Origin of the sequence: Streptomyces sp. NPDC050743, assembly GCF_044456925.1 — a bacterium.
Classification (GTDB): Bacteria; Actinomycetota; Actinomycetes; order Streptomycetales; family Streptomycetaceae; genus Streptomyces.
In genome coordinates, this window is the sequence record NZ_JBITGJ010000017.1 from 21,173 (window position 1) to 45,417 (window position 24,245).

A 24,245-nucleotide genomic window follows, 5' to 3' on the forward strand; every position below is an offset into this window, starting at 1 on the left:
CGCCGGCGCGAGGGCAAAGATCCGGCAGGCGCCGGACTCACAGCTTCCGGATCGCCTCGGCCGGGTCGGACCCGTGCGAGGGGCGCAGCGGCTCGGGATCGCCGCCGCTGCCGTCCTCGACGTGGACGTGCCGGTCCGGGAAGTGCGGGACCGTACGCGCGTCACCGGAGCGGGCGCGCAGGCGGTCGACCGTCCACCCGTCGGGGAGCGCGGAGACCCGTCCGGTCACCGGCTGCCCGCGGTCGTCTTCCGCTCGGTCCTGGACTCCAGCCGGTCCGCGCGCCGGCGTCGCCACATCGCCAGCGGCAGCACCGCGGCGACGGCCACGCCCTGCGGAACCACCGTCAGGGCGGCGGACTGCGCGGGCTGCTCGTTGATGCCCGGCTGGTCGAAGGTGTCCGGGATCGGCAGGGTGCCCCAGCGGTTGATCGGCCAGGCCTTGACGATCGCGCGGCCCACGACGTCGTCGACCGGGACCATGCCGTGGTTCCTGTCGGACTGGTTGTAGCGCGAGTCGCGGGAGTTCTGGCGGTGGTCGCCCATCACCCAGATGTAGCCCTTGGGGACCGTCACCTTGAACTGGCCGCCCAGCTCGTCGTCGGTGCACGGGGTGTTGCCGGGGTAGACGTACGGCTCGTTCAGGGCATGGCCGTTGACCAGCAGCGGGCCGGTGCCCTTGCACTCGACCGTGTCCCCGCCGACGCCGATCACGCGCTTGATGAGGTCCTTCTCGTTGGCGGACGGCATCAGGCCGATCCAGCTGAGGACCTTCTGCACGGCGTTCGGGCTCGCCGCCGGTTCGCCCGCCAGCCAGTCGTCCGGGTCGTGGAAGACCACGACCTCGCCGCGCTCGGGCTGGGAGCCGAACCACGGGGTGAGCTTGTCGACCAGGACGCGGTCACCCACCTGGAGGGTGTCCTGCATCGAGGCGGACGGGATCGAGAACGCCTGCACCAGGAACGTCTTGATCAACAGCGCGAGGACGAGCGCGATGACGACGAGGATCGGCAGCTCCTTCCAGAAGGAGCGCGGCTTCCTCGGCCGGTCCGCGGCCTCGCCCGCACCCGCGCCCTCGGCCCTCGGCCGCTGCCCGTCGTCCGGTGCGCCCTCGTCGCCCGCCGCGTCATTCCCGGAGATCATGGCGCCGTCCGGCACGGGGGCGTTCGCTTCCACGGGGTGCCCGCGGTGCTCCTCGCCGTCGTGCCCCGACCGTGCGCCAACCGCCACATCCCCCACGCCAACTCCTTACTCTGTGCCGCCGCCTGCGCCACATACGACGCAGGCCCACCACTCCCATAACGAGCGGGAGTTCCGCAGGGGTCGGGAGCTGGGTCGTTCCGTTCGGATTCTCGGAGGCAACCCTATGCGACAGCGGGGTACCGGCGGTCGCACCCGACGCGGAGTCGACGACGCTTGCGAAGGTTTTAGGTTCCTGGAGGCGTGTCCAGTGGCCGATCGGCCAGCCGATGGCGACGGCACGGCCGACCACGGATTTCTCGGACACCGTTCCGCCGTACGGGGTGTTCTGGTGGAAACGGGAGTCCGCGGAGTTGCCGCGATGGTCGCCCATGACCCACAGCCGGCCCTTGGGGACGGTGATGTCGAAGGGCTGGGCGGACGGCTGGTCACCCGGATAGATGTAATCCCCTTCGGTGAGCGGTACGCCGTTGACGGTGACCCGGCCCTGCTGGTCACAGCACTTGACGTGGTCGCCGCCGACCCCGATGACCCGCTTGATCAGGTCCTTCTCGTTGTCGGAGGGCAGCAGGCCGATGAAGGTGAGGCCTTCCTTGAGCTGCTTGACGACGACCGGGTCGTGCTTCTTGGCCGTCTGCTCGTCGGCCAGCCAGCCGCCCGGGTCGTGGAAGACGACGACGTCCCCGCGCTGCGGCTTGGAGCCGAACCACGGGGTGAGCTTGTCGACCAGGACGCGGTCGCCGATGCGGATCGTCTGTTCCATCGAGCCGGACGGGATCACGAACGCCTGGACGAGGAAGGTCTTCAGGACCAGCGCTATGAGGACGGCGACACCGACCAGAAGAGGGATCTCCCGAACGGCTGAACGCCGGCGCTTGCGTTTGACCTTGCGCTGGAGTTTGCGTCGCTCCGCGCGCGTGCGGCCGCCGCCGGGCACGGAGGTGCGGCGCGATCCGGTGGGCAGCAGGTTGTCGGCAGGGCTGCCGGGCACCCCACGCGGTTTGCCGCGGTTACCCATGCGCGCCGTCCGGAGCGGGCACGCGCGCGTAGGCGGAGGGCCGCGTCAGGTGCGTCCAGTGGTCGGACGGCCACAGGATCCAGTCGGCGCGGCCGATGACCTCACCGACCGGGATCATGCCGCCGCCGGGCGAGCCGAGGTGGTCGCGGGAGTCGCTGGAGTCGCTGCGGTGGTCGCCGAGGACGAACAGGCGGCCGGCGGGCACGACGACGTCGAAGGGCACGCTGGAGGCGCTGTCCCCGGGATAGAGGAACGCCGACTCGTCGACGGCGCGGCCGTTCACCTCGATCCTCCCCTGCCTGTCGCAGCAGACCACATGGTCTCCCCCCACACCGACAACGCGCTTGATGTAGTCGGCGTCCCCGAAATACCCCGTGCCGTCGAACACGATCACGTCGCCGCGGCGGGGCTGGGCACCGAAACGGTACGCCAACTTATTTACGAGAACGCGGTCCCCGATCCTCAAGCCCTGTTCCATGGATCCGCTCGGAATCTGGAACGGTTGCACCACGAAAGCGTTGAGGACGAGCAAAAACGCCAGGCAGAGGAAGAGCGTGAGGGTGATCCGGCCGCCCGGCAGCCAGTCGGCGATCCGCGCAGCCAACGCGAAACGCGACCGTCCCTCCGGCCCCGGGGAATCCGGGTGGGAGGAGCGGTCGCGTTCCGTCGGCTGTGCTTCGGTGTCCATCGGGGCGAGATGCTATCCCGCCCCGCTATGGGCTCCGGCGAGTACTCAGCTCTCGCGCTTCTCCTTGATCTTCGCGGCCTTGCCGCGCAGGTCACGGAGGTAGTACAGCTTGGCGCGACGCACGTCACCGCGGGTGACCAGCTCGATCTTCTCGACGATCGGGGTGTGCACCGGGAAGGTGCGCTCGACGCCGACGGAGAACGAGACCTTGCGGACCGTGAAGGTCTCGCGGACACCGGAGCCCTGACGGCGGATCACAACGCCCTTGAACTGCTGCACACGGGAGCGGTTGCCCTCGATGACGCGGACGTGGACGTTGACGGTGTCACCCGGGCGGAAGGCCGGGATGTCGCTGCGCAGCGACGCGGCGTCGACGGAGTCGAGCAGGTGAGACATTTCGTCTGCTTTCTTCGCTGATGCCACAGGTCATCAACGGAAACTAGGTGTTTGCACGAAGCCGTGTGCGGGTCGGGGCGGGCGTCGTGTCCCCCTGTGGCAGGGGCGCACACCGGACGGGCACACAACAGCGGTCTATTGTTCCACGCCGTCGGCCCGCCGCCAAAATCGGCCGTACGACTCGCCCGTCGGGTCCGGTTCCCAGCCCAGGATGGAGAGCATCTCGCGGTCCTTCTTGTCGAAGGCCTTGGGATCGCAGCGCTCGATCAGATCGGGCCGGTGGGCGGTCGTCCGCCTGAGGGCCTCGTCGCGGCGCCAGCGGGCGATCTTGCCGTGGTGGCCGCTGAGCAGCACGTCCGGGATGTCCCGGCCGCGCCAGACGGGCGGCTTGGTGTAGACGGGGCCTTCCAGGAGGCTTGCCATCGCGCCGGGCGCGAAGGAGTCGTCGCGGTGGGACTCGGCGTTGCCGAGGACGCCGGGCAGCAGCCGCGCCACGGCCTCCGTGATGACCAGTACGGCCGCCTCGCCGCCGGCCAGCACGTAGTCGCCGATGGAGACCTCGTAGACGGGCACGCGCGTGGCGTACTCGTCCATGACGCGCCGGTCGATGCCCTCGTAGCGGGCCGGCGTGAAGATCAGCCAGGGGCGCTCGGAGAGCTCCACGGCGAGTTCCTGGGTGAAGGAGCGGCCGCTGGGGGTGGGCACGATCAGCGCGGGGGCCGTGGCGCCCGTCTCGTAGCCGTCGGCGAGGATCGTGTCCAGGGCGTCGCCCCAGGGCTCGGTCTTCATGACCATGCCGGGGCCGCCGCCGTACGGCGTGTCGTCGACGGTGTTGTGGCGGTCGTACGTCCACGAGCGCAGATCGTGCACCCGGACATCGAGCTGCCCACGCGCGCGTGCCTTGCCGACGAGGGAGACGTTCAGCGGGTCCAGGTACTCGGGGAAGATCGTGACGACGTCGAGGCGCATTACGACTCTTCCCCGGTGTCGCGGGAGGACGCGATCTCGGCGCGGTCGTCGATCAGACCCGGCGGCGGGGCGATGACCGCCTTCTGCTCCTCCAGATCGATGTCGGTGACGATCTCCTCGACGAACGGGATCATCACCTCGGTCCCGTCCGGGCGCTCCACGATGAACAGGTCCTGGGAGGGCAGGTGCGAGATCTCGGTGATCCGGCCGACCTCCACCCCGTCCTCGGTGACCACGTCGAGATCGATGAGCTGGTGATCGTAGTACTCGTCCTCGCCCTCGGGCAGTTCCTCCGGGTCGACCTCGGCGATCAGGAGGGTGTTGCGCAGGGCCTCGGCCGTGTTGCGGTCGGTGACGCCCTCGAAGCGCAGCAGGAGGCGGCCGCTGTGGACGCGCCCCGTCTCGATGGTCAGCGGTCCCGCGGAGGCGGGGTCCGTGCCGAGTACGGCGCCGGGCGCGAGCCTGAGTTCCGGCTCGTCGGTGCGTACCTCGACGGTGACCTCGCCCTTGATGCCATGGGCACGGCCGATCCGTGCGACTACCAGCTGCACGTGTCCAATTCTCCTGTCATCTCCTACCGGCGTCCTGCTCATACGACTGCGGGCCGGGGACGGCCAGTGGCCCTCCCCGGCCCGAGCCGGTTGCGATGAAGCGTCAGCGGACGTGGTCCACGTCGACGAGGTCGACGCGGACACCGCGACCGCCGATGGCGCCCACGACGGTGCGCAGGGCACGCGCGGTGCGGCCGTTGCGGCCGATCACCTTGCCGAGGTCGTCCGGGTGGACCCGGACCTCGAGCACGCGCCCGCGGCGCAGGTTGCGCGAGGCGACCTGCACATCGTCAGGGTTGTCGACGATGCCCTTCACGAGGTGCTCAAGCGCCTCCTCGAGCATGCTGCTCAGGCCTCGGTCGACTCGGACTCGGCAGCCGCCTCGTCCTTCTTCTCAGCCTTCTTCTTCTGGGTGATCGCCTCACCCTTGCCCTCGTCGTCACCGCCGAGAGCCTCGAACGACGGACGCGCGGCCTTCGGCTCGGCGACGAGCAGCGGCGCGGGAGCCGGCTCGCCCTTGAACTTCTGCCAGTCGCCGGTCTTCTTCAGGATGGCGAGAACGGGCTCGGTCGGCTGGGCGCCGACACCGAGCCAGTACGCCACGCGCTCGGCGTCCACCTCGATGACCGACGGGTTGTAGGTCGGGTGGTACTTGCCGATCTCCTCGATGGCCCGGCCGTCACGGCGGGTACGGGAGTCGGCGACGACGATGCGGTAGTGAGGCGAACGGATCTTGCCCAGACGCTTCAGCTTGATCTTGACTGCCACGGGAGTGGGTTCTCCTGGATTTGACGTGGTTGGGCACGGCGAGCTGCCGCGTGGGGTTGCGGTACCCGAGTGCCCGATGGACGCGTCAGCCGGAGGAGAGAGGGGTCCTGTGCGGCTGTCGAGTACAGCTAGCCATTGTGCCATACGCGGCGGGTCGCTTTCGGCCGAGGGTGAGCCGGTCGGTCCCGGGCATGCCTGGGAGGCACCCGGCGTGGAGGTGAGGTCACGCCGGGTGCGCTGCCCGGTGCTGTGAAGTTGCCGGCCGAGGGCCCGCCACCGGCACCCACGAGATGCCGGTTCCCGCGGCCCGTATCACGCCGCTCCCGCGACCTCCGGAATTCTGAAGGGCTTGCCGCAGCCACCACAGACGATGGGGGCCTGGGCGAGGACCGAGGGGACCACGCGGACGTTGCGGCCGCAGTCGCAGACCGCCTTGACCCGGACGCCACCGCCGGAGGAGCCGTGACGGGCGGCGGGGCCGCGGAAGCTGCGGGTGGTGTCCGAGGAGGTCGCCGCCGTGTGGGCCTTCAGTGCGCGCTGCAGCCGTTCGATGGTCGGGCGGTAGCGCCGCTTGGCCTCGGGGTTGAGCGTGACCAGCGAGAAACCGCTGCTCGGGTGCGGCTCCTCCGGGTGGTCGAGGCCCAGCTCCTCGGCGATCGCGAGGAAACGGCGGTTGTGGTAGCGGCCGGCGCGGGAGGTGTCGCGGATCCCACGGGCGGCGGCGATGCCGTGGACTGCCTCATGCAGCAGTCGCTCGAAGGAGAGCTCGTGTCCGCACGCGGACGACGACTCTCCGATCAGGGATTCTGGCGCGGCGAGGTCCGGCAGCTCGGGGTGGTACCGCTGAATGTCGGCCCACGCCTGCGCCAGCTCTGCGGCGAGAACAGGTGGTGTCTGTGTCGTGCTCACGTAATGACAACGAGCGGGAGCTCGAATGTGTTCCTATTCCGGGGCATCCCAAATAATTTGCACGTACCCGTCAGTTGCCGCTGATGCGTCCGGACGAGGGCGGGTGCGCTGATCTGCGGAGAAGCCGCACAGCTCATACCAAGCTGGTGCGTAGGCCGCCGTACGACCCGGCATGTAGACCCCGGTGCGAGTGTGGTCGGCCGTCGCGCAAGAGAGGTTTCGGCCGCTCTCGTCGTGAAGTCTCACTCCGGTCAGCGTCCGTGGCGCGCGTGACGTTACCGCGCCTGCTCCGGGCCTGCGGCACCGGCCCGTTTGCCCGGAGCGGTCACCGTACGGCCATCCAGATTGCCGGGATGTGAAATCTCGCCACACCCGCGCCAAGGCCCCAAGCCGGGCCCCACGACCCCTGGACGGGGCAGCGAGCCGGGAGTTACCTGGCATACGTGGGAAGTGCGCGCGCACGGTACGGGGGCCACGCAACCGGGCACAGCGGTGAACTGTCGGCGGATTGGGGCGCTTACCTATGACACCTACGCTCGTGCGGCGGCACGTGCCTCACGCGGACTCCGCACCCCGCGTGGACCTGTGCGCACGCGCGCGTGACTGGTCCGAGATCCAGGAGCGGATGCTGGTGCCGCTCTACGAAGCCGTCTACGAGCGACTCGAAGTGGGCCCCGCCACCCGGCTGCTGGGCCTGCGCTGCGGCGCCGGGCTGGCGCTGCTGCTGGCGGCCGGCAGAGGTGCCGAGGTGACCGGTGTCGACGCCGCCTGCCCCGAACGGCTCGCCCTCGCCCGCGAACGCCTGCTGCCGGACGCCCGGCGCGGCGCGAACGGAGGCGTCCTCGGCGGCACCGGTACCCGCGGCGGAGGCCGCGACGGGCGTGGCTACCCCGGCGGGCGCGATGCGCGCGCCGAAGAGGAGGGCCCGTCCGGCGCCCCCGGCCCGCACGGTGCTCCCGGCCCGTCCGGCGCGCACGGCGACGGCGGGCTCGGCACAAGCGGGCGTACACGCGCGCGTGCCGCCGTGGAGCTCGTCGCCGGCTCGCCCGGCGACGCGGCCGGCGCGGAGGACGCCGCCTACACCCTGGTGACCGTCTTCGAGCCGATCGGGTGCCTCGCGGGCGACTCCGAGGGGCTCGCTGAGCTACTGGCGGACGCGCTGCCGCCGGCCGCGCGCGGTGCCGCCGTGGTGCTGGCCGGCTGGGGTCCGCCGGAGCGCTGCGCCACCTCCTCGGTGCTGCGGGTGGCGACGAAGCTGGCCGATCCCCTGCGCAGCGCGCGCAGCTGGCGGCCGGCCCTGCGGGACGACCTGGAGGAGGTCGCCCAGCGGGCGGGGCTGAAGCCGGACGGCTCGGGGCGGGTGGCCTGTCCGTTCGGGTACGCCGACGTCGACAGCGCGGTACGGGGGCTGCTGTCGACCGGTCTGTTCGACGCGGCGATCGCGGCGACGGACGCCAAGCAGGTCGACAAGGAGCTGACGGAGGCCCTGCACCCGTACCTGCGCCCGGACGGGACGGTGTGGATGCCGAACGTCTTCCGCTACCTGGTCGCCCGTGTGCCTTAGGAGTCGCCCTCCTTGGTCAGGCGGGTGATCCCGGCGATCCGGTACGCCTCCGCCTCCTCCAGCGTCTCGCTCTCCAGCAGCGCCTGCGCCAGGGCGTCCAGCTGGCCGCGGTGGTCGCGGAGTTTGCGGCACGCCTCCTCGTAGCACTCGTCCACGATCCGCCGCATCTCGACGTCGATCACGTCGAGCGTCTGCGGGGCGGCGGAGAGGCCGTAGGCCTGCTGGGCGTCGCTCGGGAGGGCGGACAGGCGGCCGACCCGCTCGCTCATGCCCCAGCGGGCCACCATCCCGCGCGAGATGTTGGTGACCTGTTCGAGGTCGTTCTCCGCACCCGTGGTGACCACCCCGTAGACGACGTCCTCCGCCGCCATGCCGCCCAGGGCGCCGATGATGCGACCGCGCAGGTAGTCCTCCGAGTGGGCGTACCGCTCCACCTCGGGCGTGGACATGGTCACCCCGAGTGCCCGGCCGCGCGGCACGATGGTGATCTTGCGGACCGGATCGGCGCCGGGCTGCAGCATGCCCAGGAGGGCGTGTCCGCTCTCGTGGTACGCGGTGCGCCGGCGGTCGTCCTCGGGCATCACCAGGGTGCGCTCGGCCCCCAGCTGGACCTTCTCCAGCGCCTCCGACATGTCCGAGGCGGTCACCTGCTCCTGCTTGCGCTTGACCGCGAGCAGAGCGGCCTCGTTGGCGAGATTGGCCAGATCCGCGCCCGTCATGCCCGGGGTGACACGGGCCATCTGGGTCAGGTCGACGTCGGGCCCGAGCGGGATGTCCCGGGTGTGGATGCGCAGGATCGACTCGCGCCCGGTGCGGTCCGGCGGGGCCACGTTGACCACCCGGTCGAAGCGGCCGGGACGGGTCAGGGCCGGGTCCAGGATGTCCGCGCGGTTGGTCGCCGCGATGACGATGACGCCCTCCGCGCCGGAGAAGCCGTCCATCTCGGTGAGGATCTGGTTCAGCGTCTGCTCGCGCTCGTCGTGCCCGCTCATGGAGGCGCCGCCGGCGCGTGCCCGGCCGATGGTGTCGATCTCGTCGATGAAGATGATCGACGGCGCCACCTTCCGGGCCTCGGCGAAGAGTTCGCGGACGCGGGACGCGCCGACGCCGACGATCATCTCGATGAACTCGGACGCGGAGGCGGAGAAGAACGGCACACCGGCCTCGCCCGCGACCGCGCGGGCCAGCAGGGTCTTGCCGGTGCCGGGCGGACCCGCGAGCAGCACGCCGCGGGGCAGCTTCGCACCCATCCTCCGGTAGACGTCGGGGTGCTCCAGGAAGTCGACGACGTCGTCCAGTTCGCCCTTGACCTCGTCGATGCCGGCCACGTCCGCGAAGGTCGTGCGCTCGGTGCCCGGCCGCAGCCCGACCGGTTTGGGCGGCGCCCGGCGGCCGAACAGACCGCCCGCGCCGGGCAGGGCCCCGCCGATCCGCCGTGCGAAGAAGATCCACACCACGGCCAGGACCGCGATCGGGATGAGGGAGATCAGCACGTTGGACAGCAGGCTGCGCTCCTGCACGACCGGCCGCGCGGTCACCGTCACCCCGTGGCTGCTCAGGTTCTGCCACAGCCTGTCGTCCGCGAAGGCCGGGCGCTGTGTCTTGAACCGGGTGTACGAGCCGCCGCCCTCGGGGCTGGCCCGCGCACTCTTGAGCTGGCCCTGGATCGCGTCACCCTTGGAGTAGATCTTGGCGACGTTGCCGGCCGCGACCTGCCTGCTGAACTCCGTGTACGAGATCGTCGGCTGGTTGCCCTGGCCGAGATAGTTCAGACCGACATAGGCCAGCAGGAAGACGATCACCGCGGTGACCAGCAGTCCCCACCACTTGCCGCCGCGGATCCTTCCACCGCCGGGCCGCCGGGGCGATTCGTCGGGGGTGCCCTCGGTGCGCCACGGCTGATCCGGAGTCTTGCGTGGTGGCGCCGCATCGCTCATATCTGGACGTTACGGCATATGGCGGACGTCGGCATGCGCTGAGGGCGCCCCCCTCGGCCGGGGGGCGCCCTCAGGGACGTACGAACGGGGCTCAGCCCATGAACTTCTTGAACTCGTCCGGCAGCTCGAAGTCCTGACCGCCCTGCTGCGGGAGCCCGAAGGCGCCCCCCTGCGCGGCGGCCTCGCGGCGCTGGGCCTCCTCCAGCTCCTGCTGCCTGCGCTTCATCGGGTTGCCGGAGCGCTGCTTGCCCTTGGCCTTCTTCTGCTGCTTCTTCTGCCGGCCGGGGCCGCCGCCCATGCCCGGGATCCCCGGCATGCCCGGCATGCCGCCGCCCTGGGCCATGCGGGACATCATCTTGCGGGCCTCGAAGAACCGCTCGACCAGGTTCTTCACCGCGCTGACCTCGACACCGGAACCCTTGGCGATACGGGCGCGGCGGGAGCCGTTGATGATCGTCGGGTCCTGGCGCTCGCCCGGGGTCATCGACTTGATGATCGCGGCGGTGCGGTCGACGTCCCGCTCGTCGATGTTCTGGATCTGGTCCTTGATCTGGCCCATGCCCGGGAGCATGCCGAGCAGCTTGCTGATGCTGCCCATCTTCCGGACCTGCTCCATCTGGGCCAGGAAGTCGTCCAGGGTGAAGTCCTGGCCCTTCTTGGACGCCAGCTTCGAGGCCATCTTGGCGGCCTCTTCCTGGCTGAAGGTCTTCTCCGCCTGCTCGATCAGGGTGAGCAGGTCACCCATGTCGAGGATGCGGGAGGCCATCCGGTCCGGGTGGAAGGCGTCGAAGTCGTCCAGCTTCTCGCCGTTCGACGCGAACATGATCGGCTTGCCGGTGATCTGCCGGATCGACAGGGCGGCACCACCGCGGGCGTCGCCGTCGAGCTTGGAGAGCACCACACCGTCGAAGCCGACGCCGTCGCGGAAGGCCTCGGCGGTGTTGACGGCGTCCTGACCGATCATCGCGTCGACGACGAACAGGATCTCGTCCGGGGAGACCGCGTCGCGGATGTCCGCGGCCTGCTGCATCATCTCGGCGTCGATGCCGAGGCGGCCGGCGGTGTCCACGATCACGATGTCGTGGACCTTGGACTTCGCGTGGTCGATGGAGTCCTTGGCGACCTTGACCGGGTCACCGACGCCGTTGCCCGGCTCGGGGGCGTAGACGGCGACGCCGGCGCGCTCGGCGACGACGCTCAGCTGGTTGACGGCGTTCGGGCGCTGGAGGTCGGCGGCGACCAGCAACGGCGAGTGGCCCTGCTCCTTCAGCCACCGGCCGAGCTTGCCCGCGAGGGTGGTCTTACCGGCACCCTGCAGACCCGCCAGCATGATCACGGTGGGCGGCTGCTTGGCGAAGCGCAGGCGCCGGGTCTCGCCACCGAGGATGGTGACGAGCTCGTCGTTGACGATCTTCAGGACCTGCTGGGCCGGGTTCAGCGCCCTGGAGACCTCGGCGCCGAGCGCCCTCTCCTTGACGTTCTTGATGAAGGTCCGGACGACCGGGAGGGCGACATCCGCTTCGAGGAGCGCGATACGGATCTCGCGCGCCGTGGCGTCGATGTCCGCCTCGCTGAGGCGCCCCTTCCCGCGGAGATTCTTGAATGTCGCGCTGAGGCGGTCGGAGAGGGTATCGAACACGGTGGCGTCGGTCCTCGGAAGTCGGAGACGGTTCGGGCTGCCCTCCAGGGTATCCGGACCCGCAAGCAAATCGTCCCCGCCTGCTCTGGTCAGCGACCGGGAACACACCACGCGCCCGCCGGCGTCACGCCCGCAACGTCTCCTCCAGGACCCGTGCCAGCGACCCGGCGTCCTCGGCCGGCAGCGGTTCCCCCGCGCCGGTGGTGACGTAAAACGCATCCACCGCGTTGGAACCCAGCGTCGACACGTGCATGCTCCGCACCCGCACCCCCGCCTTCTCCAGGGCCATCCCGATCCGGTACAGCAGGCCCGGGGCGTCCTGGGTACGGACCTCGATCACCGTGGCGTGGTGGGAGGCCGCCGGAGCGACGGTCACCCTCGGCGGCGGGGCCACCCAGCCGCGCCGGCGGGGGTAGGCCGCGTCCCGTTCGGCGAGGCGGCCGGCGATGTCCAGGGTGCCGTCGAGGGCGCGGACGAGGTCGGCGCGCAGCCGGGTCGCCTGCGGCAGGGAGCCGTACTCGGCGGCCACCCGCCAGTTCAGCAGCAGCACCGAGCCGTCGTCGACGTCGTCGGGCAGGCGCAGGGTGCGCAGCTCGGCCGTGCGGACGGTGAGCCGGTGCACGGCGAGGACACCGGCGACGGCGGGGAGGACGGCGGGCTGGTCGGGTACGGCGATGATCAGCTCGACGCCCAGGGGTTCCTGGACGGACTCCTGCTCGGCGACCGGTTCCGTCTGGGCGCGCAGCGCGAGGACCGGGCCGCCGGTGCGGTAGGCCTCGATCGCCAGCCGCTCCTGCTCGACCGTGGGCGCGGCGGGCTCCGACTCGGCGGGGGCGTCGCCGGCGAGTACGGCGGAGACCCGCCCCACCAGGTCGGCGACGAGGGAGCCGCGCCAGGAGGACCAGGCCGCGGGGCCGGTGGCGAGGGCGTCGGCCTCGGTCAGGGCGTGCAGCAGCTCCAGGGTGCTCTGGCTGCCGACCGCCTCGGCGACCGAGCGGACCGTGGCCGGGTCGTCGAGGTCGCGGCGGGTGGCCGTCTCGATCAGCAGCAGGTGGTGGCGGACCAGGACGGACAGCACCTCCACGTCCGCGCGGTCGAAGCCGATCCGGGCTGCCACGTCCTTGGCGATGATCTCGCCGGCCACCGAGTGGTCGCCGGGCCAGCCCTTGCCGATGTCGTGCAGCAGGGCGGACACCAGGAGCAGGTCGGGGCGGCTGACCCGGCGGGTCAGTTCGGAGGCGCGGACGGCCGTCTCGATCAGGTGCCGGTCGACCGTCCAGATGTGGACGGCGTTGCGCTGCGGGCGGCAGCGGACCCGTTCCCAGTCCGGCAGCAGGCGGCTGATCAGGCCTTCCGCCTCCAGTGCCTCCCAGACGTCGACGGTCGGACGGCCGGAGCCGAGCAGCGTCACCAGCTGCTCACGGGCCTCGGCGGGCCAGGGCGTGGGCAGGGGGCGCGCGGTGGCGGCCATGCGCCGTACGGCGTGCAGGGAGAGCGGGAGGCCGGCCTGTGCGGCGGCGGCCGCGGCGCGCAAGGGAAGCACGGGGTCGCGCTCGGGGCGTGCGGCGCGGGCGAGCACCACCTCGCCGTCCTGCTCCACCACGCCCTCGGCGAGCGGGGAGCGCTCGGCGACGGGCTTGCCGCCGCCCAGCATGGCGCGCAGACGGGGACGGACGGCGCGCGACCGCAGCACGCGCCCCACCTCGCGCCAGGTGACGTCACTGGCGTACGAGATGACCCGGGCCGCCTCGTACACCTGCCGCAGCAGGATATCCGCGTCCAGCAGCCCCAGCTCGGCCGCCACCTGGTCCTGCTCCTGCAGCGCGAGCCGGTCGGTGGCACGGCCGGTCGCCAGGTGCAGCGCGTCCCGTACGTCGAGCAGCCGCCGGTGGGCGTCCGCGAGGCCCTCGCGCGGGGCGTCGGCGAGCCAGGAGGCGGCGACGGCGCGCAGGGCGGTGGCGTCCCGCAGGCCGCCGCGCGCCTCCTTGAGGTCGGGTTCCAGCAGGTACTGCAGCTCGCCCTGGCGCTCGGCGCGCTCGGCGCAGAGTTCCTGGAGTTCGGGCAGGCGTTTGGGGGCCTGGTTGCGCCAGTCGGCGAGCACGGCCGTACGCAGGCCGGCGGTCAGGCCGGGATCGCCGGCGAGATGACGCGCGTCCAGGAGGCCGAGTTGGACTTTCAGATCCTCCCCGGCGGTCTTGCGGGCCTCCGCCGGGGTGCGCACGGAGTGGTCGAGGGCGAGGCCCATGTCCCAGACCGGATACCAGAGGCGGTCGGCCAGGGCGGCGACGGCCTTGGTGTCACTGCCGTCGTGCAGCAGGAGCAGGTCCAGGTCGCTGCGCGGGGACAGCTCGCCGCGGCCGTAGCCGCCGACGGCGACCAGGGAGGCGCCCGGGAACCCCTCGGCGGCCGCCTTGAACAGCCCGGCGAGCCAGTCGTCGGTCAGGTCCGCGAGGGCGGCACGGCGCGGCGGCCCGGACCGCGCACCCTCGGTGAGGAGGCGCAGCCGGGCCGCCGCGTAGCCGCTGGGTCCCGAGTCCTCTGCCATCCGCTCGTCCGTTCCCGTCACCCAGCGACTCCCGTTCTGAGAAGTTGTGATCAGAGCGCGTCCGGGCCGCGCTCGCCGGTGCGGACCCGTACGGCCGTCTCGACCGGCAGGGACCAGACCTTGCCGTCGCCGATCTTGCCGGTGCGGGCCGCCTTGACGATGACCTCGATCAGCTGCTCCGCGTCGTCGTCCTCGGCCAGGACCTCTATGCGGATCTTGGGGACCAGGTCGACGGTGTACTCGGCACCGCGGTAGACCTCGGTGTGGCCCCGCTGACGACCGTAACCGCTGGCCTCGGTGACCGTCAGGCCGTGGACGCCGAAGGCCTGCAGGGCCTCCTTGATCTCGTCCAGCCGGTGGGGCTTGACGACGGCGGTGATGAGCTTCATGCGTCCACCTTCTTGGTCTGCGTGGCGGCCAGGGTGGGGGCGGGGGCGGTGGAGCCGATGACACCGCCGCCGGCACCGCTGAAGTCGTAGGCGGTCTCGGCGTGCTCGGCCTGGTCGATGCCGGAGATCTCCGCGTCCTCGGTGACCCGCATGCCGATCGTCTTGTCGAGCAGGAAGGCGAGGACCGCCGAGACGATCAGCGAGTAGGCGAGGACCGCGCCGACACCGGCGAACTGCTTCCACAGCTGGGTCCAGCTGTGGTCGCCGTAGAAGACACCGGTCGCGGTGGACTGGCCCTTGCCGGTGGCGAAGAAGCCGATCAGCAGGGAGCCGATGATGCCGCCGACCATGTGGACGCCGACGACGTCGAGGGAGTCGTCGTATCCGAACTTGAACTTCAGGCCCACGGCCGCGGCGCAGGCGACACCCGCGATGGCGCCGACGGCGATCGCGCCGAGCGGGGAGACCGCGCCGCCGGACGGGGTGATCGCGACCAGACCGGCGACCGCGCCGGAGGCGGCGCCCAGCGTGGTGAACGCGCCGTGCCGGATCTTCTCGTAGGCGAGCCAGGCCAGCATGGCGGCGGCCGTCGCGACCTGCGTGTTGACGAACATCAGCGCGCCGACGCCGTCGTCGTTGCCGAGCCAGGAGCCCGCGTTGAAGCCGAACCAGCCGAACCACAGCAGACCGGCACCGAGCATGACCAGCGGCAGGCTGTGCGGGCGCATCGGGTCCTTCTTGAAGCCGACGCGCTTGCCGATGACGAGGATGACGCCGAGCGCCGCGGCACCCGCGTTGATGTGGACCGCCGTACCACCCGCGAAGTCGATCACCCCGAGCTTGTAGGCCCAGCCGTCGGCGCCCCACACCCAGTGGGCGACCGGGACGTACACGAGCGTGAGCCACAGGGCGAGGAACAGCGACCAGGCCGAGAACTTGACGCGGTCCGCGAGGGCGCCGCTGATCAGGGCCGGCGTGATGATCGCGAACATCATCTGGAAGACCATGAACACGAAGATCGGGATGGTGTAGCCGGGCCACAGCTCCGTCAGGCCGATCTTGCGCAGGCCGAACCAGTCGGAGTCCCAGCCGATGAGGCCGTTGTTCGTGCCGAAGGCAAGGGAGAAGCCGTAGAGGACCCACAAGATGGTGACGATGCCCATGCTGATGAAGCTCATCATCAGCATGTTCAGGGTGCTCTTGACGCGGACCATGCCTCCGTAGAAGAAGGCGAGACCCGGCGTCATGATCAGCACCAGGGCAGAAGCTATGAGCATGAAGCCTGTGTTCGCGGCAGACAGCTTGGGTGCCTCCGCGGCAAGCGTGATGGCTGGTGCCATCGGCGTCTCCTCGTCGGTTGGTACGGCCCCGTGCGGGCGGTGCCTGAGCGGTCCGGCGGGTCGTGGGGTGTGGGCCGGTTATGCGCCATGAGATTGGCGCAGCGCGGTTTCGGTGGAAGCCCCTCGTTGTTTCGCCGGGGTGACGAAGGCGCCTGGCGTGTTACGCGTCCATGAACTGCCGGATCTCGACCCTGCCGATCGTTATCGTGACGCAACCTGCTCCGGTCGGCACGTGGTGACACGTACGGGGAAACAGGCCGGCCACGGCGGGCCTCTCCGATGACCTGGCGTGGGGGAGCCGAGTCGGGCAGTTCGGGAGGACCGGCCGCGGCCGGGGCAGGGGAGCCGGGTGCGTCAGACCGCTTCGGCGGTCTCTGGCAGGTCGACGGCGAGCTGATCGCCGAGGTCGACGACGGCGGCGAGATCGCCGTAGTCCCGTACGGCCGTGTCGACCGTCTTTCGAATACGAGTGTTCACACGCTCGGAGCGGACTTTCCTGGCGATCTCCATGGCCTGGCAGGCGTAGGCCGTGCTCTGCTCGGGCTCGCGCTGGAGCAGGTGCACCGTGGCCATGCCGATCAGGTTCAGCGCGTACGACCGCTGGTGTTCGCTGTCCTCCGCGAACCTCTCCACCGCCTTGCGCATGAGCGGCTCGGCGAGGGAGGCGTAGGCGGGGCTGCGTCCGGCGACGTAGGCGAGGTCGCGGAAGGAGTGGGAGTTCTCGCCGTACAGCTCGGCCTCGGAGAAGAAGCGGATCCAGTCGGGGTCCGGCTCGTCCCACTCGTCGGCCTCGGCGAAGGTGTCCTCGGCCATACGGACCGCGCGCTTGGTCTTGCCGGGCTGGCCCATGTTGGCGTAGGCGCGGGCCTCCATCGCATACAGCATGGACTGGGTGCGCGGGCTCGCGCAGTCGCGGCTGCCGTACTGGGCGAGGTGGATCAGCTCCAGCGCGTCGTCGGGCCGGCCCAGATGGATCATCTGCCGGCTCATGCTGGAGAGGATGTACGAGCCGAGGGGCTTGTCGCCGGCCTCCTTGGCCGCGTGCAGGGCGAGGACGAAGTACTTCTGCGCGGTGGGCTGGAGGCCCACGTCGTACGACATCCAGCCGGCCAGTTCGGCGAGTTCGGCGGCGACCTTGAAGAGCTTGCGGGTGGTCGCCTCGGGCTGGGGTTCCTGGAGCAGGTCGGTGACCTCGTGCAGCTGGCCGACGACCGCCTTGCGGCGCAGACCGCCGCCGCACTGGGCGTCCCACTGCCGGAACATCCGCGTGGTGGACTCCAGCAGGTCCAGCTCGGGCTTGGACAGCCGGCCGGGCCTGCGGGGGTCGAGGACGGGCTCCGGCTCGGCGGGGACCGGGGAGGTGGGGTTCGGGACGAGCCAGCGCTGCATGGGCTCGATGAGGGAGGGCCCGGCGGACAGCGCCAGCGAGGTGCCGAGGAAGCCGCGCCGGGCCAGCATCAGGTCGCTGCGCGAGAACTCGCTGAGCAGGGCGACCGTCTGCGGGGCCGTCCAGGGCAGGTCGACACCGGACGCGGAGGGTGACTGGCGGGCGGCGCGCAGGCCGAGGTCCTCGATGGAGACCACACAGCCGAAGCGCTCGGAGAACAGCTCCGAGAGGATGCGCGGGATCGGCTCGCGCGGGTTCTCCCCGTCCAGCCAGCGGCGCACGCGCGAGGTGTCGGTGGAGATGTGGTTGGCACCCAGCTGGCGTGCCCGGCGGTTCACCTGGCGGGCCAGCTCGCCCTTGGACCAGCCGCTCCGCACGAACCACGAGCCGAGCAGGTCGTTGGGGCGCCTGTCAGCGTTCGCTCCGCTACCGCCGTTGCCGCTCACTGGAACGCCCCCATCCCTGAGACCACTTGTCGTCGAGTGCGCCAAGCCTTATCAGAATGCTGTAAATACGGCCTCTTGTCCGCCGGTTCTCACCCTTCGAACGAGCTGACGCCTCGCCTCCGGCATACCCAGCCACGCATATGCCGACCGGACTCGCGCACTCACAGTAATCCTACGATCACCCGCTCAACCACCGGGATCCCTGAAACGCCACCATTCGCCACCCCTTCGAATGAACTCACGGTCGGCGACACGCGATTCACTTGACATAGGACGGCCGGAAGTGGGCGGAGTGGTGCACCCGGGGGCGCGAACACCCCGATGCGCCCCCCGCAGCACCTCAAGGCGCCGCCTTCGCCTCGCGGCGACCGGGGAAGGCGGAGCCGTAGCGTTACGTTCCGCTTCCGTCTCGCTCCGTGGCGTAACCACCGGCGCGCTGGACCCGTTGGAGGGGGCATGGACTTCACGATCGGCGGCATTCGCGAGATCCGCTCCGGCACGCGTCGGCGCGGCCGTTCGTCGGAGTGCACGGCCGTCGCCGAGTTCACCGGGCTGTGGGGCTGGGACGTGGTGCCGGGAGCCCGGGCCGCGGCGGGCGCCTGCTCGTGCGGACGCGCCGACTGCCCGGCGCCGGGCGCGCATCCGCTGGAGTTCGCGGCCCAGGTGCCGGCCGGGGCCACGCTGGACGAGGTGAGCAAAGCCTGGTCGGAGGTGCCGGGCGCCGCGGTGATGCTTCCGGTCGGCCGGGCGTTCGACGTCGTCGAGGTCTCCGAGGCCGCGGGCCGCCGCGCCCTGGCCCGCCTGGAGCGGATGGGGCTCCCCCTCGGCCCGGTGACCGCGACCCCGGACGGCCGCGCCCACTTCTTCGTCGCCCCCGGCGCCGCCGCCGAGCTCCCCCGGCTGCTCTACCGCATGGGCTGGGACGATCCCTCGGCCCTGGACCTGCGCGGCCTCGGGCCCGGTACGCACATCACCGCGCCGCCCTCCGACCGGGGCGGCCTGGGCCCGGTGCGCTGGCTGCGCCCGCCCGCACTGGACTCGGCGACCCGTCCTCCGGCGGCGCGACTGCTGCTGGGCACGCTGGCCTATGTGGCCCACCGGTCGCGAGCGCGGGCCTGATTCAGCACCAGCCCCGCCGCAAGGCGAAGCGCCCGTCCCCAACTGCACCTTGGGGCGGGCGCTTCTCGCGAGCACCTGCCGATTGGGGACGTGGGCGATGACCGCCACTGAGCGCGCCCACGAACGCCCAGCTCGCTTCCCGTCAGTCACCGCAAGCGTAACCAGTCAGTCACCGATCAGAGCGTCCACGAACGCCTCCAGGCCGGCCCCGTGCGCCCGCTGCGCCCGGCCACGCCCGGCTCGACGACACAGCCACCCGCGGCACGGCTGCTGCCGGGCCGGCCGGTCGCGAACGCGAGCGCTTCTCCCCCGCCCCCGACCACAGCAACCATCCATTGAGGCACCACGACGGGCGAACCACCACGTCCGCGAGCGCGGCGCCGGTGGCGCACAAAGGCGAAGCGCCCGTCCCCAACTACACCTTGGGGCGGGCGCTGCCTGTCAGTCAACGCAATCTGTAACCGGTCAGTCACCGATCAGAGCGTCCACGAACGCATCCGGCTCGAAGGGCGCGAGGTCGTCCGCACCCTCGCCGAGGCCGACCAGCTTGACCGGGACGCCCAGCTCGCGCTGGACCGCGACGACGATGCCGCCCTTGGCCGTGCCGTCCAGCTTGGTCAGCACGATGCCGGTGATGTCCACGACCTCCGCGAAGACGCGGGCCTGCACCAGGCCGTTCTGGCCGGTGGTGGCGTCCAGGACGAGCAGCACCTCGTCCAGCGGCGCGTGCTTCTCCACGACCCGCTTGACCTTGCCGAGCTCGTCCATGAGACCGGTCTTGGTGTGCAGGCGGCCGGCGGTGTCGATGAGGACGACGTCGACCCCCATCTCCTTGCCTTCCTTCACCGCGTCGAAGGCGACGGAGGCGGGGTCGCCGGCCTCCGGCCCGCGCACGGTGTAGGCGCCGACCCGCTCGCCCCAGGTCTGCAGCTGGTCGGCGGCGGCGGCGCGGAAGGTGTCGGCGGCGCCCAGCACGACGGTGCGGCCGTCGGCCACGAGCACGCGCGCGAGCTTGCCGGTGGTGGTGGTCTTGCCGGTGCCGTTGACGCCGACGACCATCACGATGCCGGGCTTGCGGTCCGCGGGCTCGGTCTTGACCGTGCGGTCGAAGTCCGTGCCGATCACCTTGAGCAGCTCCTCGCGCAGCAGGCCGCGCAGCTCCTCGGGCGTACGGGTGCCGAGCACCCTCACGCGCTCGCGCAGGCTGTCGACCAGCTCCTGGGTGGGCTGCACGCCGACGTCGGCGGTGAGCAACGTGTCCTCGATCTCCTCCCAGGTCTCGTCGTCCAGGTGCTCGCGCGAGAGCAGCGTGAGCAGGCCCTTGCCGAGGGCGGTCTGGGAGCGGGACAGGCGGGCGCGCAGCCGGATCAGCCGGCCCGCGGTGGGCTCCGGGATCTCGATCTCGGGAGCCTCGACGGCGGCAGGGGGCTCCTCCACGACGACCGGTGCGGGGCCGCCGGGGAGATCCACCTCCTCGATGGTGCGGCGCGGTTCTTCGCGCGGCGTCTCGGCCTCTTCGCCGACGTGCGGCTCGGGCGGTGGCGCGGTGATGTCGGGCGTCTTCGGTGGCGGCGGAGGCAGCGGCTTCTTGCGCCGGGTGCCCACCAACAGCCCGCCGAGCGCCGCGAGCACGACCACGGCGATGACTACAGCAAGGATGACGGTTTCCATAACGGCTCCAGTATGCGTGACCTCCTGCGCGGCCAGCCGTTCCCTGATCAGGGCCGCGCGCCCTCGGGCCGGGCCGGCCCGCCGCCCGGTTCGTCCTGGCGGGACGCCCTCATAGGCGGGGTCACAACGCGTCCAGTATCAGGACGAGAGGACGCCGCGCGTGTGGGTTCGCACAGGCGCACCCAGGGCGTGTCACGGCTCATGCGGTGGGCTGTGACAGCCCTCGCCGCAGGAAGCTGTTTGTGCCTTCGCCCGAGAGACAAACGCCACTTAATGCGACGACTCGGAGCAAAGTACGATAGTGGCGACTCTATTGACGCGCGTAGAGTCCCGAGCGTCCCTGTCCACCCACGTCTGGTGCCCCTTTTTCATGAGCAAAACCGTCGACACCGAAGGCGCTCTCGAGACCCGAGGTATCGAACAGGTCCCCGATCACGAGCGCACGGCGAAGACCCGCGAGCTGTTCCCCACCTGGGTCGGCGCCAACATCAGCGTGCTGCTGCTGACGATGGGCGCGAGCCTCGTCGTGGCGTACCACCTGAACATCTGGCAGGCGCTCGTCGTCGCGATGGCGGCGCCGATCGTGTCGTACGGCCTGGTCGGTCTGATCGGTATCGCGGGCAAGCGCGGTGGCGCGCCCGGCATGGCGCTGTCGCGCGCGGTCTTCGGCCAGCGCGGCAACCTGCTGCCCGGTTCGCTGATCTGGGTGGCGCGCTGGGGCTGGGAGACGATCAACGCGGTCACCGGCGCCTACGCGATGCTCACCATCCTGGACATCCTGTTCGGGCTGAAGGCCAACAGCGTGCTGGACATGGTGATGCTGCTGGTGTTCGTCGTCGCGACCTTCGCGATCTCGGGCCTCGGCATCAACGCCGTGCAGAAGTGCAACAAGTACGCCACGTACCTCTTCGGCGTCTTCTCGGTGCTGGTCCTGGTCTACCTGGTGGCGAACACCGACTGGTCGAAGGTGATGCACCACGGCGCCGGTTCGACGGCCGCGGTGATCACCGGGGTCGGCATGATCGCGGCCGGCGGTGTCAGCTGGATCCCGTCCGCGCCGGATTTCACCCGCTATCTGCCGCGCACGGCGTCCTCGAAGGCGATCGTCGGCACGGCGGTCGGCGGCGCCGGTGTCGTCGTGCTTCCCATGGTCCTGATGGGCGCGGTGATGGCGGTCGCCACGCCGGACCTGGCCTCGGCCACCGACCCGGTGTCCTTCCTCGGCGAGATCCTGCCGACGTGGATCGCGGTGCCGTACCTGTTCATCGCGCTGATCGGCATGCTGCTGATCAACTCGATGTCGATGTACTCGGCGGGCTTCACCGCCCAGACCCTCGGCTTCAAGGTGCCGCGCCACTGGGCGGTCTCGGTGAACGCGGTGATCTCGCTGGTCTTCGGCGGTGTGCTGATGCTGGTGGCGACGAACTTCATGAGCTCGTTCATCGCCTTCCTGTCGCTGCTGGCGGTCGCCTTCTCCGCCTGGGTCGGCGTCTTCGGCGCGGACATGCTGCGCCGCACCGAGTACGACGGCCGCGCCATGACGGACACCACCCGCACCAGCGCTTACTGGTACAAGGGCGGCTTCTCCCCCGCGGCCGTGGCCGCCTGGGCGATCGGCCTGGTGTCGGGCCTGATGTTCACCACCTCCGACTGGTTCACCGGCCCGCTCGCGAAGAACAACGTCATCGGCGAGTACGGCCTCGGCTGGGTGGCCACGATCGTGATCTCGGGCGTGCTGTACCTGGTGCTGCCGAAGCCGGCGGTGACGCGGCCGGCGGAGGTCGTCGAGCGGGCCGAGGAGCGCGCGACCGTCGACGCCTGACGGCGTCAGCCGGCCGGGCCGCTCTTGTGCAGGGCCGCGCTCGCGCGGAAGCGGAGGCGGGAGCAGCGGACCGTCGTCTCCTGGCCGACGTCGTCCGGACAGCAGCAGTGCCGGGCGAGCCACCGCAGGTCGTCCGGGTCGAGCCAGAGCGCGACCCGGCCCCGGCCGGCCTCCGCCCGCGGATCGGTGGGTACGGCGTCGGTCATCCCGCGAGCCTACCCCTCGCCTTCGCATAGCTATCTGACGCTACGTCAGCTACCGTCCCCCTCCACGCATCGCACCGGAGGGGGACTTCCCATGCCCGTCACGGTCGTCCGTTTCAACCTCGTCGCTCCCGGCGCCACCCCCGCCGCCCTCTCCGCCCGTTACCGGGCCGCCCTGGAGATGGCCGCGTACGCGGACGAGCACGGGATCAGCACCGTGCAGACCGAGGAGCACCACGGCGCCGACGACAACTGGCTGCCGTCGCCGTTCGCCTTCGCGGGCGCAGTGTTCGGGGCGACCCGCCGGATCGCGGTGACCGTGTCGGCGGTGATCGGCCCGCTGCACGATCCGCTGCGGCTGGCCGAGGAGATCGCCGTACTGGACCTGCTGAGCGGGGGACGGCTGGTGACGGTGGCCGGGATCGGCTACCGGCCCGAGGAGTACGCCCTGTTCGACGTCGACTTCCGGCGCCGGGGCCGGCTCCAGGACGAGCTGCTGGAGACCCTGCTCAAGGCGTGGACCGGCGAGGAGTTCACCCACCGGGGCCGTACGGTACGGCTCACCCCGCGCCCCTTCACCGATCCCCACCCCCTCCTGCTGGTCGGCGGCTCCTCCGAGGCCGCCGCCCGCCGGGCCGCCCGGCTCGGCCTGCCGTTCTTCCCGAGCGCGCATCTGCCGGAGCTGGAGTCGTACTACAAGGAGAAGCTCGCCGAGTACGGCACCGAGGGCTGGGTCATGATGCCCGCGGCCGAGACTCCCCTGCTGCACATCGCCGAGGACCCGGACCAGGCGTGGGCGCGGTACGGCGAGCACTTCCTGCACGAGGCGCGGACCTACGCCTCCTGGCAGTCGGGCCGGATCCGCTCGGCGGTGAGGTCGGCGGCCACGACGGTGGAGGAGCTGCGCGCGGAGGGCGTGTACCGCATCCTCGCTCCGGAGGAGTGCGTGGCGCTGGACGCCGACAGTCTCGTACTGCATCCGCTGGCGGGCGGGATGCCGGTGGAGGAGGGGTGGCGCAGCCTCAGGCTCTTCGCGGAGCGGGTGCTTCCGGTGCTGGAGGGTCGAGCCGCGCGATGAGGGCGCGGCCGAGCCGCTGGAGTTCCTCGTCGTGGTCGACGCTCCGGAACCGGCCGCCGCGCCGGGGCAGGGCGGCCCGGGCCACGCGGGTCTCCATCCGGTCCAGGCAGGTCACGACGTGGTTGGCCGTCGACGGGTTCTGTGCCCATGCCTGGAGCAGGGTGTCCAGGACGGCCGGTGCCTCGGCCTCGCCGCCGATCTCCCAGAGCGCGGCGGCGCTGTGCACCCGGACCCATTCGTAGTCGTCCGTCAGCAGCTCGCGCAGCCGGGGCAGTGCGGCCGCGGCGGGCGGGCCGATCTCGCCGAGCACGTCGGCCGCCTCGGAGACGATGCCGTCGTCGAGGAGGCCGAGCAGCAGCGGCATGACCTCGGCCGGATCGCCGCCGACGGCCCACAGCGCGGCGACGGCGGCGGGCCGTACGTGCGCGTGGGTGGCGGCGGTCAGTGACCGGGTGGCAACGGGGCCGCTGCGGAACGGCGGGTGCGACGACGGGCGGTACGACACCGCCGCCCCCGGTCCGGGCAGTGGCCGGAGCGGGGGCGGCGGGTGGTGCGAGGAGAGGGCAGCGGGGACTTGGCCCATCTCCTCGGTCCCTGAGGGCCTCCTTC

23 protein-coding genes are annotated in these 24,245 nt (G+C 71.1%); 4 read left to right on the plus strand and 19 right to left on the minus strand.

Features of this window, described 5'->3' with window-relative positions; genetic code table 11:
• Window positions 1-37: 37 nt before the first annotated feature.
• From ACIBJF_RS18740 to ACIBJF_RS18785, 10 genes are all read right to left on the minus strand, one after another.
• Window positions 38-229, minus strand: coding sequence for a hypothetical protein (locus ACIBJF_RS18740; RefSeq protein ID WP_399174891.1), 192 nt, complete (start codon window positions 227-229; stop codon window positions 38-40).
• Complete coding sequence (gene lepB / locus ACIBJF_RS18745) at window positions 226-1,236, minus strand: signal peptidase I (protein WP_399174893.1); 1,011 nt, start codon at window positions 1,234-1,236, stop codon at window positions 226-228. The genes ACIBJF_RS18740 and lepB (ACIBJF_RS18745) overlap by 4 nt, the downstream gene beginning before the upstream one ends.
• Window positions 1,124-2,215, minus strand: a complete 1,092-nt coding sequence (gene lepB, locus ACIBJF_RS18750; protein ID WP_399174894.1) for a signal peptidase I — start codon at window positions 2,213-2,215, stop codon at window positions 1,124-1,126. Before lepB (ACIBJF_RS18750) ends, lepB (ACIBJF_RS18745) begins: the two co-directional genes overlap by 113 nt.
• Window positions 2,208-2,903 (minus strand): signal peptidase I, encoded by a 696-nt coding sequence (gene lepB, locus ACIBJF_RS18755; RefSeq protein ID WP_399174895.1) that lies wholly within the window; start codon window positions 2,901-2,903, stop codon window positions 2,208-2,210. The genes lepB (ACIBJF_RS18750) and lepB (ACIBJF_RS18755) overlap by 8 nt, the downstream gene beginning before the upstream one ends.
• 45 nt (window positions 2,904-2,948) lie before the next feature.
• Window positions 2,949-3,299, minus strand: a complete 351-nt coding sequence (gene rplS, locus ACIBJF_RS18760) for a 50S ribosomal protein L19 (RefSeq protein WP_055704359.1) — start codon at window positions 3,297-3,299, stop codon at window positions 2,949-2,951.
• Window positions 3,300-3,434: 135 nt separating this feature from the next.
• The gene (gene trmD, locus ACIBJF_RS18765; protein ID WP_399174898.1) at window positions 3,435-4,268 is read right to left on the minus strand and encodes a tRNA (guanosine(37)-N1)-methyltransferase TrmD; all 834 of its coding nucleotides are present in this window, start codon (window positions 4,266-4,268) and stop codon (window positions 3,435-3,437) included.
• The gene (gene rimM / locus ACIBJF_RS18770) at window positions 4,268-4,819 is read right to left on the minus strand and encodes a ribosome maturation factor RimM (RefSeq protein WP_399174900.1); all 552 of its coding nucleotides are present in this window, start codon (window positions 4,817-4,819) and stop codon (window positions 4,268-4,270) included. Before rimM ends, trmD begins: the two co-directional genes overlap by 1 nt.
• A gap of 103 nt (window positions 4,820-4,922) precedes the next feature.
• The gene (locus ACIBJF_RS18775) at window positions 4,923-5,162 is read right to left on the minus strand and encodes an RNA-binding protein (protein ID WP_003973401.1); all 240 of its coding nucleotides are present in this window, start codon (window positions 5,160-5,162) and stop codon (window positions 4,923-4,925) included.
• A 5-nt stretch (window positions 5,163-5,167) separates the two neighbouring features.
• Window positions 5,168-5,587, minus strand: coding sequence for a 30S ribosomal protein S16 (rpsP, locus tag ACIBJF_RS18780; RefSeq protein ID WP_171152431.1), 420 nt, complete (start codon window positions 5,585-5,587; stop codon window positions 5,168-5,170).
• 312 nt (window positions 5,588-5,899) lie between these two features.
• A complete protein-coding gene (locus ACIBJF_RS18785) occupies window positions 5,900-6,496 on the minus strand; it encodes a hypothetical protein (RefSeq protein WP_055704355.1) in 597 nt (198 codons plus the stop codon).
• A gap of 523 nt (window positions 6,497-7,019) precedes the next feature.
• Between ACIBJF_RS18785 and ACIBJF_RS18790 the strand changes: the two genes are divergently transcribed.
• Window positions 7,020-8,060 carry an SAM-dependent methyltransferase gene (locus tag ACIBJF_RS18790; RefSeq protein WP_399174903.1) on the plus strand — a complete coding sequence of 347 codons (1,041 nt, stop codon included), beginning with the start codon at window positions 7,020-7,022 and terminating at the stop codon, window positions 8,058-8,060.
• Here the strand turns inward: ACIBJF_RS18790 and ftsH are convergent.
• The 6 genes from ftsH to ACIBJF_RS18820 form a co-directional block, all read right to left on the minus strand.
• Window positions 8,057-9,997, minus strand: a complete 1,941-nt coding sequence (gene ftsH / locus ACIBJF_RS18795) for an ATP-dependent zinc metalloprotease FtsH (RefSeq protein ID WP_399174904.1) — start codon at window positions 9,995-9,997, stop codon at window positions 8,057-8,059. The genes ACIBJF_RS18790 and ftsH overlap by 4 nt on opposite strands.
• A gap of 91 nt (window positions 9,998-10,088) precedes the next feature.
• On the minus strand, window positions 10,089-11,636 hold the full coding sequence (gene ffh / locus ACIBJF_RS18800; protein ID WP_399174906.1) for a signal recognition particle protein: 1,548 nt from the start codon (window positions 11,634-11,636) through the stop codon (window positions 10,089-10,091).
• Between the two features lie 124 nt (window positions 11,637-11,760).
• Window positions 11,761-14,202, minus strand: coding sequence for a [protein-PII] uridylyltransferase (locus ACIBJF_RS18805; RefSeq protein ID WP_399174907.1), 2,442 nt, complete (start codon window positions 14,200-14,202; stop codon window positions 11,761-11,763).
• 29 nt (window positions 14,203-14,231) lie between these two features.
• Window positions 14,232-14,570, minus strand: coding sequence for a P-II family nitrogen regulator (locus tag ACIBJF_RS18810; RefSeq protein WP_030990174.1), 339 nt, complete (start codon window positions 14,568-14,570; stop codon window positions 14,232-14,234).
• A complete protein-coding gene (locus tag ACIBJF_RS18815; protein WP_399174909.1) occupies window positions 14,567-15,910 on the minus strand; it encodes an ammonium transporter in 1,344 nt (447 codons plus the stop codon). The genes ACIBJF_RS18810 and ACIBJF_RS18815 overlap by 4 nt, the downstream gene beginning before the upstream one ends.
• A 354-nt stretch (window positions 15,911-16,264) precedes the next feature.
• Window positions 16,265-17,743 (minus strand): hypothetical protein, encoded by a 1,479-nt coding sequence (locus tag ACIBJF_RS18820; protein ID WP_399174911.1) that lies wholly within the window; start codon window positions 17,741-17,743, stop codon window positions 16,265-16,267.
• Window positions 17,744-18,199: 456 nt separating this feature from the next.
• On the opposite strand from ACIBJF_RS18820, the gene ACIBJF_RS18825 reads away from it, so the two are divergent.
• Window positions 18,200-18,862, plus strand: a complete 663-nt coding sequence (locus ACIBJF_RS18825) for a bifunctional DNA primase/polymerase (protein WP_399174912.1) — start codon at window positions 18,200-18,202, stop codon at window positions 18,860-18,862.
• A gap of 465 nt (window positions 18,863-19,327) precedes the next feature.
• On the opposite strand, the gene ftsY is transcribed toward ACIBJF_RS18825, so the two are convergent.
• Complete coding sequence (gene ftsY / locus ACIBJF_RS18830; protein WP_399174914.1) at window positions 19,328-20,533, minus strand: signal recognition particle-docking protein FtsY; 1,206 nt, start codon at window positions 20,531-20,533, stop codon at window positions 19,328-19,330.
• Window positions 20,534-20,903: 370 nt separating this feature from the next.
• Between ftsY and ACIBJF_RS18835 the strand changes: the two genes are divergently transcribed.
• Complete coding sequence (locus ACIBJF_RS18835) at window positions 20,904-22,355, plus strand: cytosine permease (protein ID WP_399174915.1); 1,452 nt, start codon at window positions 20,904-20,906, stop codon at window positions 22,353-22,355.
• Window positions 22,356-22,360: 5 nt separating this feature from the next.
• Here ACIBJF_RS18835 and ACIBJF_RS18840 read toward each other — a convergent pair whose 3' ends face one another.
• Window positions 22,361-22,561, minus strand: coding sequence for a hypothetical protein (locus ACIBJF_RS18840; RefSeq protein ID WP_399174916.1), 201 nt, complete (start codon window positions 22,559-22,561; stop codon window positions 22,361-22,363).
• 91 nt (window positions 22,562-22,652) lie between these two features.
• On the opposite strand from ACIBJF_RS18840, the gene ACIBJF_RS18845 reads away from it, so the two are divergent.
• On the plus strand, window positions 22,653-23,636 hold the full coding sequence (locus ACIBJF_RS18845; RefSeq protein ID WP_399174917.1) for an LLM class flavin-dependent oxidoreductase: 984 nt from the start codon (window positions 22,653-22,655) through the stop codon (window positions 23,634-23,636).
• On the opposite strand, the gene ACIBJF_RS18850 is transcribed toward ACIBJF_RS18845, so the two are convergent.
• Complete coding sequence (locus ACIBJF_RS18850; protein WP_399174918.1) at window positions 23,581-24,219, minus strand: HEAT repeat domain-containing protein; 639 nt, start codon at window positions 24,217-24,219, stop codon at window positions 23,581-23,583. The genes ACIBJF_RS18845 and ACIBJF_RS18850 overlap by 56 nt on opposite strands.
• Window positions 24,220-24,245 lie beyond the last annotated feature (26 nt).

Excerpts from the sequence above, each read along its gene's own strand:
- ACIBJF_RS18790 (WP_399174903.1), top strand. The coding sequence starts at position 7,020 with ATGACACCTACGCTCGTGCGGCGGCACGTGCCTCACGCGGACTCCGCA.
- trmD (WP_399174898.1), bottom strand. The coding sequence starts at position 4,268 with ATGCGCCTCGACGTCGTCACGATCTTCCCCGAGTACCTGGACCCGCTG.
- ftsH (WP_399174904.1), bottom strand. The coding sequence starts at position 9,997 with ATGAGCGATGCGGCGCCACCACGCAAGACTCCGGATCAGCCGTGGCGC.
- ACIBJF_RS18840 (WP_399174916.1), bottom strand. The coding sequence starts at position 22,561 with ATGACCGACGCCGTACCCACCGATCCGCGGGCGGAGGCCGGCCGGGGC.
- ACIBJF_RS18850 (WP_399174918.1), bottom strand. The coding sequence starts at position 24,219 with ATGGGCCAAGTCCCCGCTGCCCTCTCCTCGCACCACCCGCCGCCCCCG.
- ACIBJF_RS18775 (WP_003973401.1), bottom strand. The coding sequence starts at position 5,162 with ATGCTCGAGGAGGCGCTTGAGCACCTCGTGAAGGGCATCGTCGACAAC.
- ftsY (WP_399174914.1), bottom strand. The coding sequence starts at position 20,533 with ATGGAAACCGTCATCCTTGCTGTAGTCATCGCCGTGGTCGTGCTCGCG.
- ACIBJF_RS18810 (WP_030990174.1), bottom strand. The coding sequence starts at position 14,570 with ATGAAGCTCATCACCGCCGTCGTCAAGCCCCACCGGCTGGACGAGATC.
- ACIBJF_RS18815 (WP_399174909.1), bottom strand. The coding sequence starts at position 15,910 with ATGGCACCAGCCATCACGCTTGCCGCGGAGGCACCCAAGCTGTCTGCC.
- lepB (WP_399174894.1), bottom strand. The coding sequence starts at position 2,215 with ATGGGTAACCGCGGCAAACCGCGTGGGGTGCCCGGCAGCCCTGCCGAC.
- rplS (WP_055704359.1), bottom strand. The coding sequence starts at position 3,299 with ATGTCTCACCTGCTCGACTCCGTCGACGCCGCGTCGCTGCGCAGCGAC.
- ACIBJF_RS18825 (WP_399174912.1), top strand. The coding sequence starts at position 18,200 with ATGGACTTCACGATCGGCGGCATTCGCGAGATCCGCTCCGGCACGCGT.
- ACIBJF_RS18835 (WP_399174915.1), top strand. The coding sequence starts at position 20,904 with ATGAGCAAAACCGTCGACACCGAAGGCGCTCTCGAGACCCGAGGTATC.
- lepB (WP_399174895.1), bottom strand. The coding sequence starts at position 2,903 with ATGGACACCGAAGCACAGCCGACGGAACGCGACCGCTCCTCCCACCCG.
- ACIBJF_RS18845 (WP_399174917.1), top strand. The coding sequence starts at position 22,653 with ATGCCCGTCACGGTCGTCCGTTTCAACCTCGTCGCTCCCGGCGCCACC.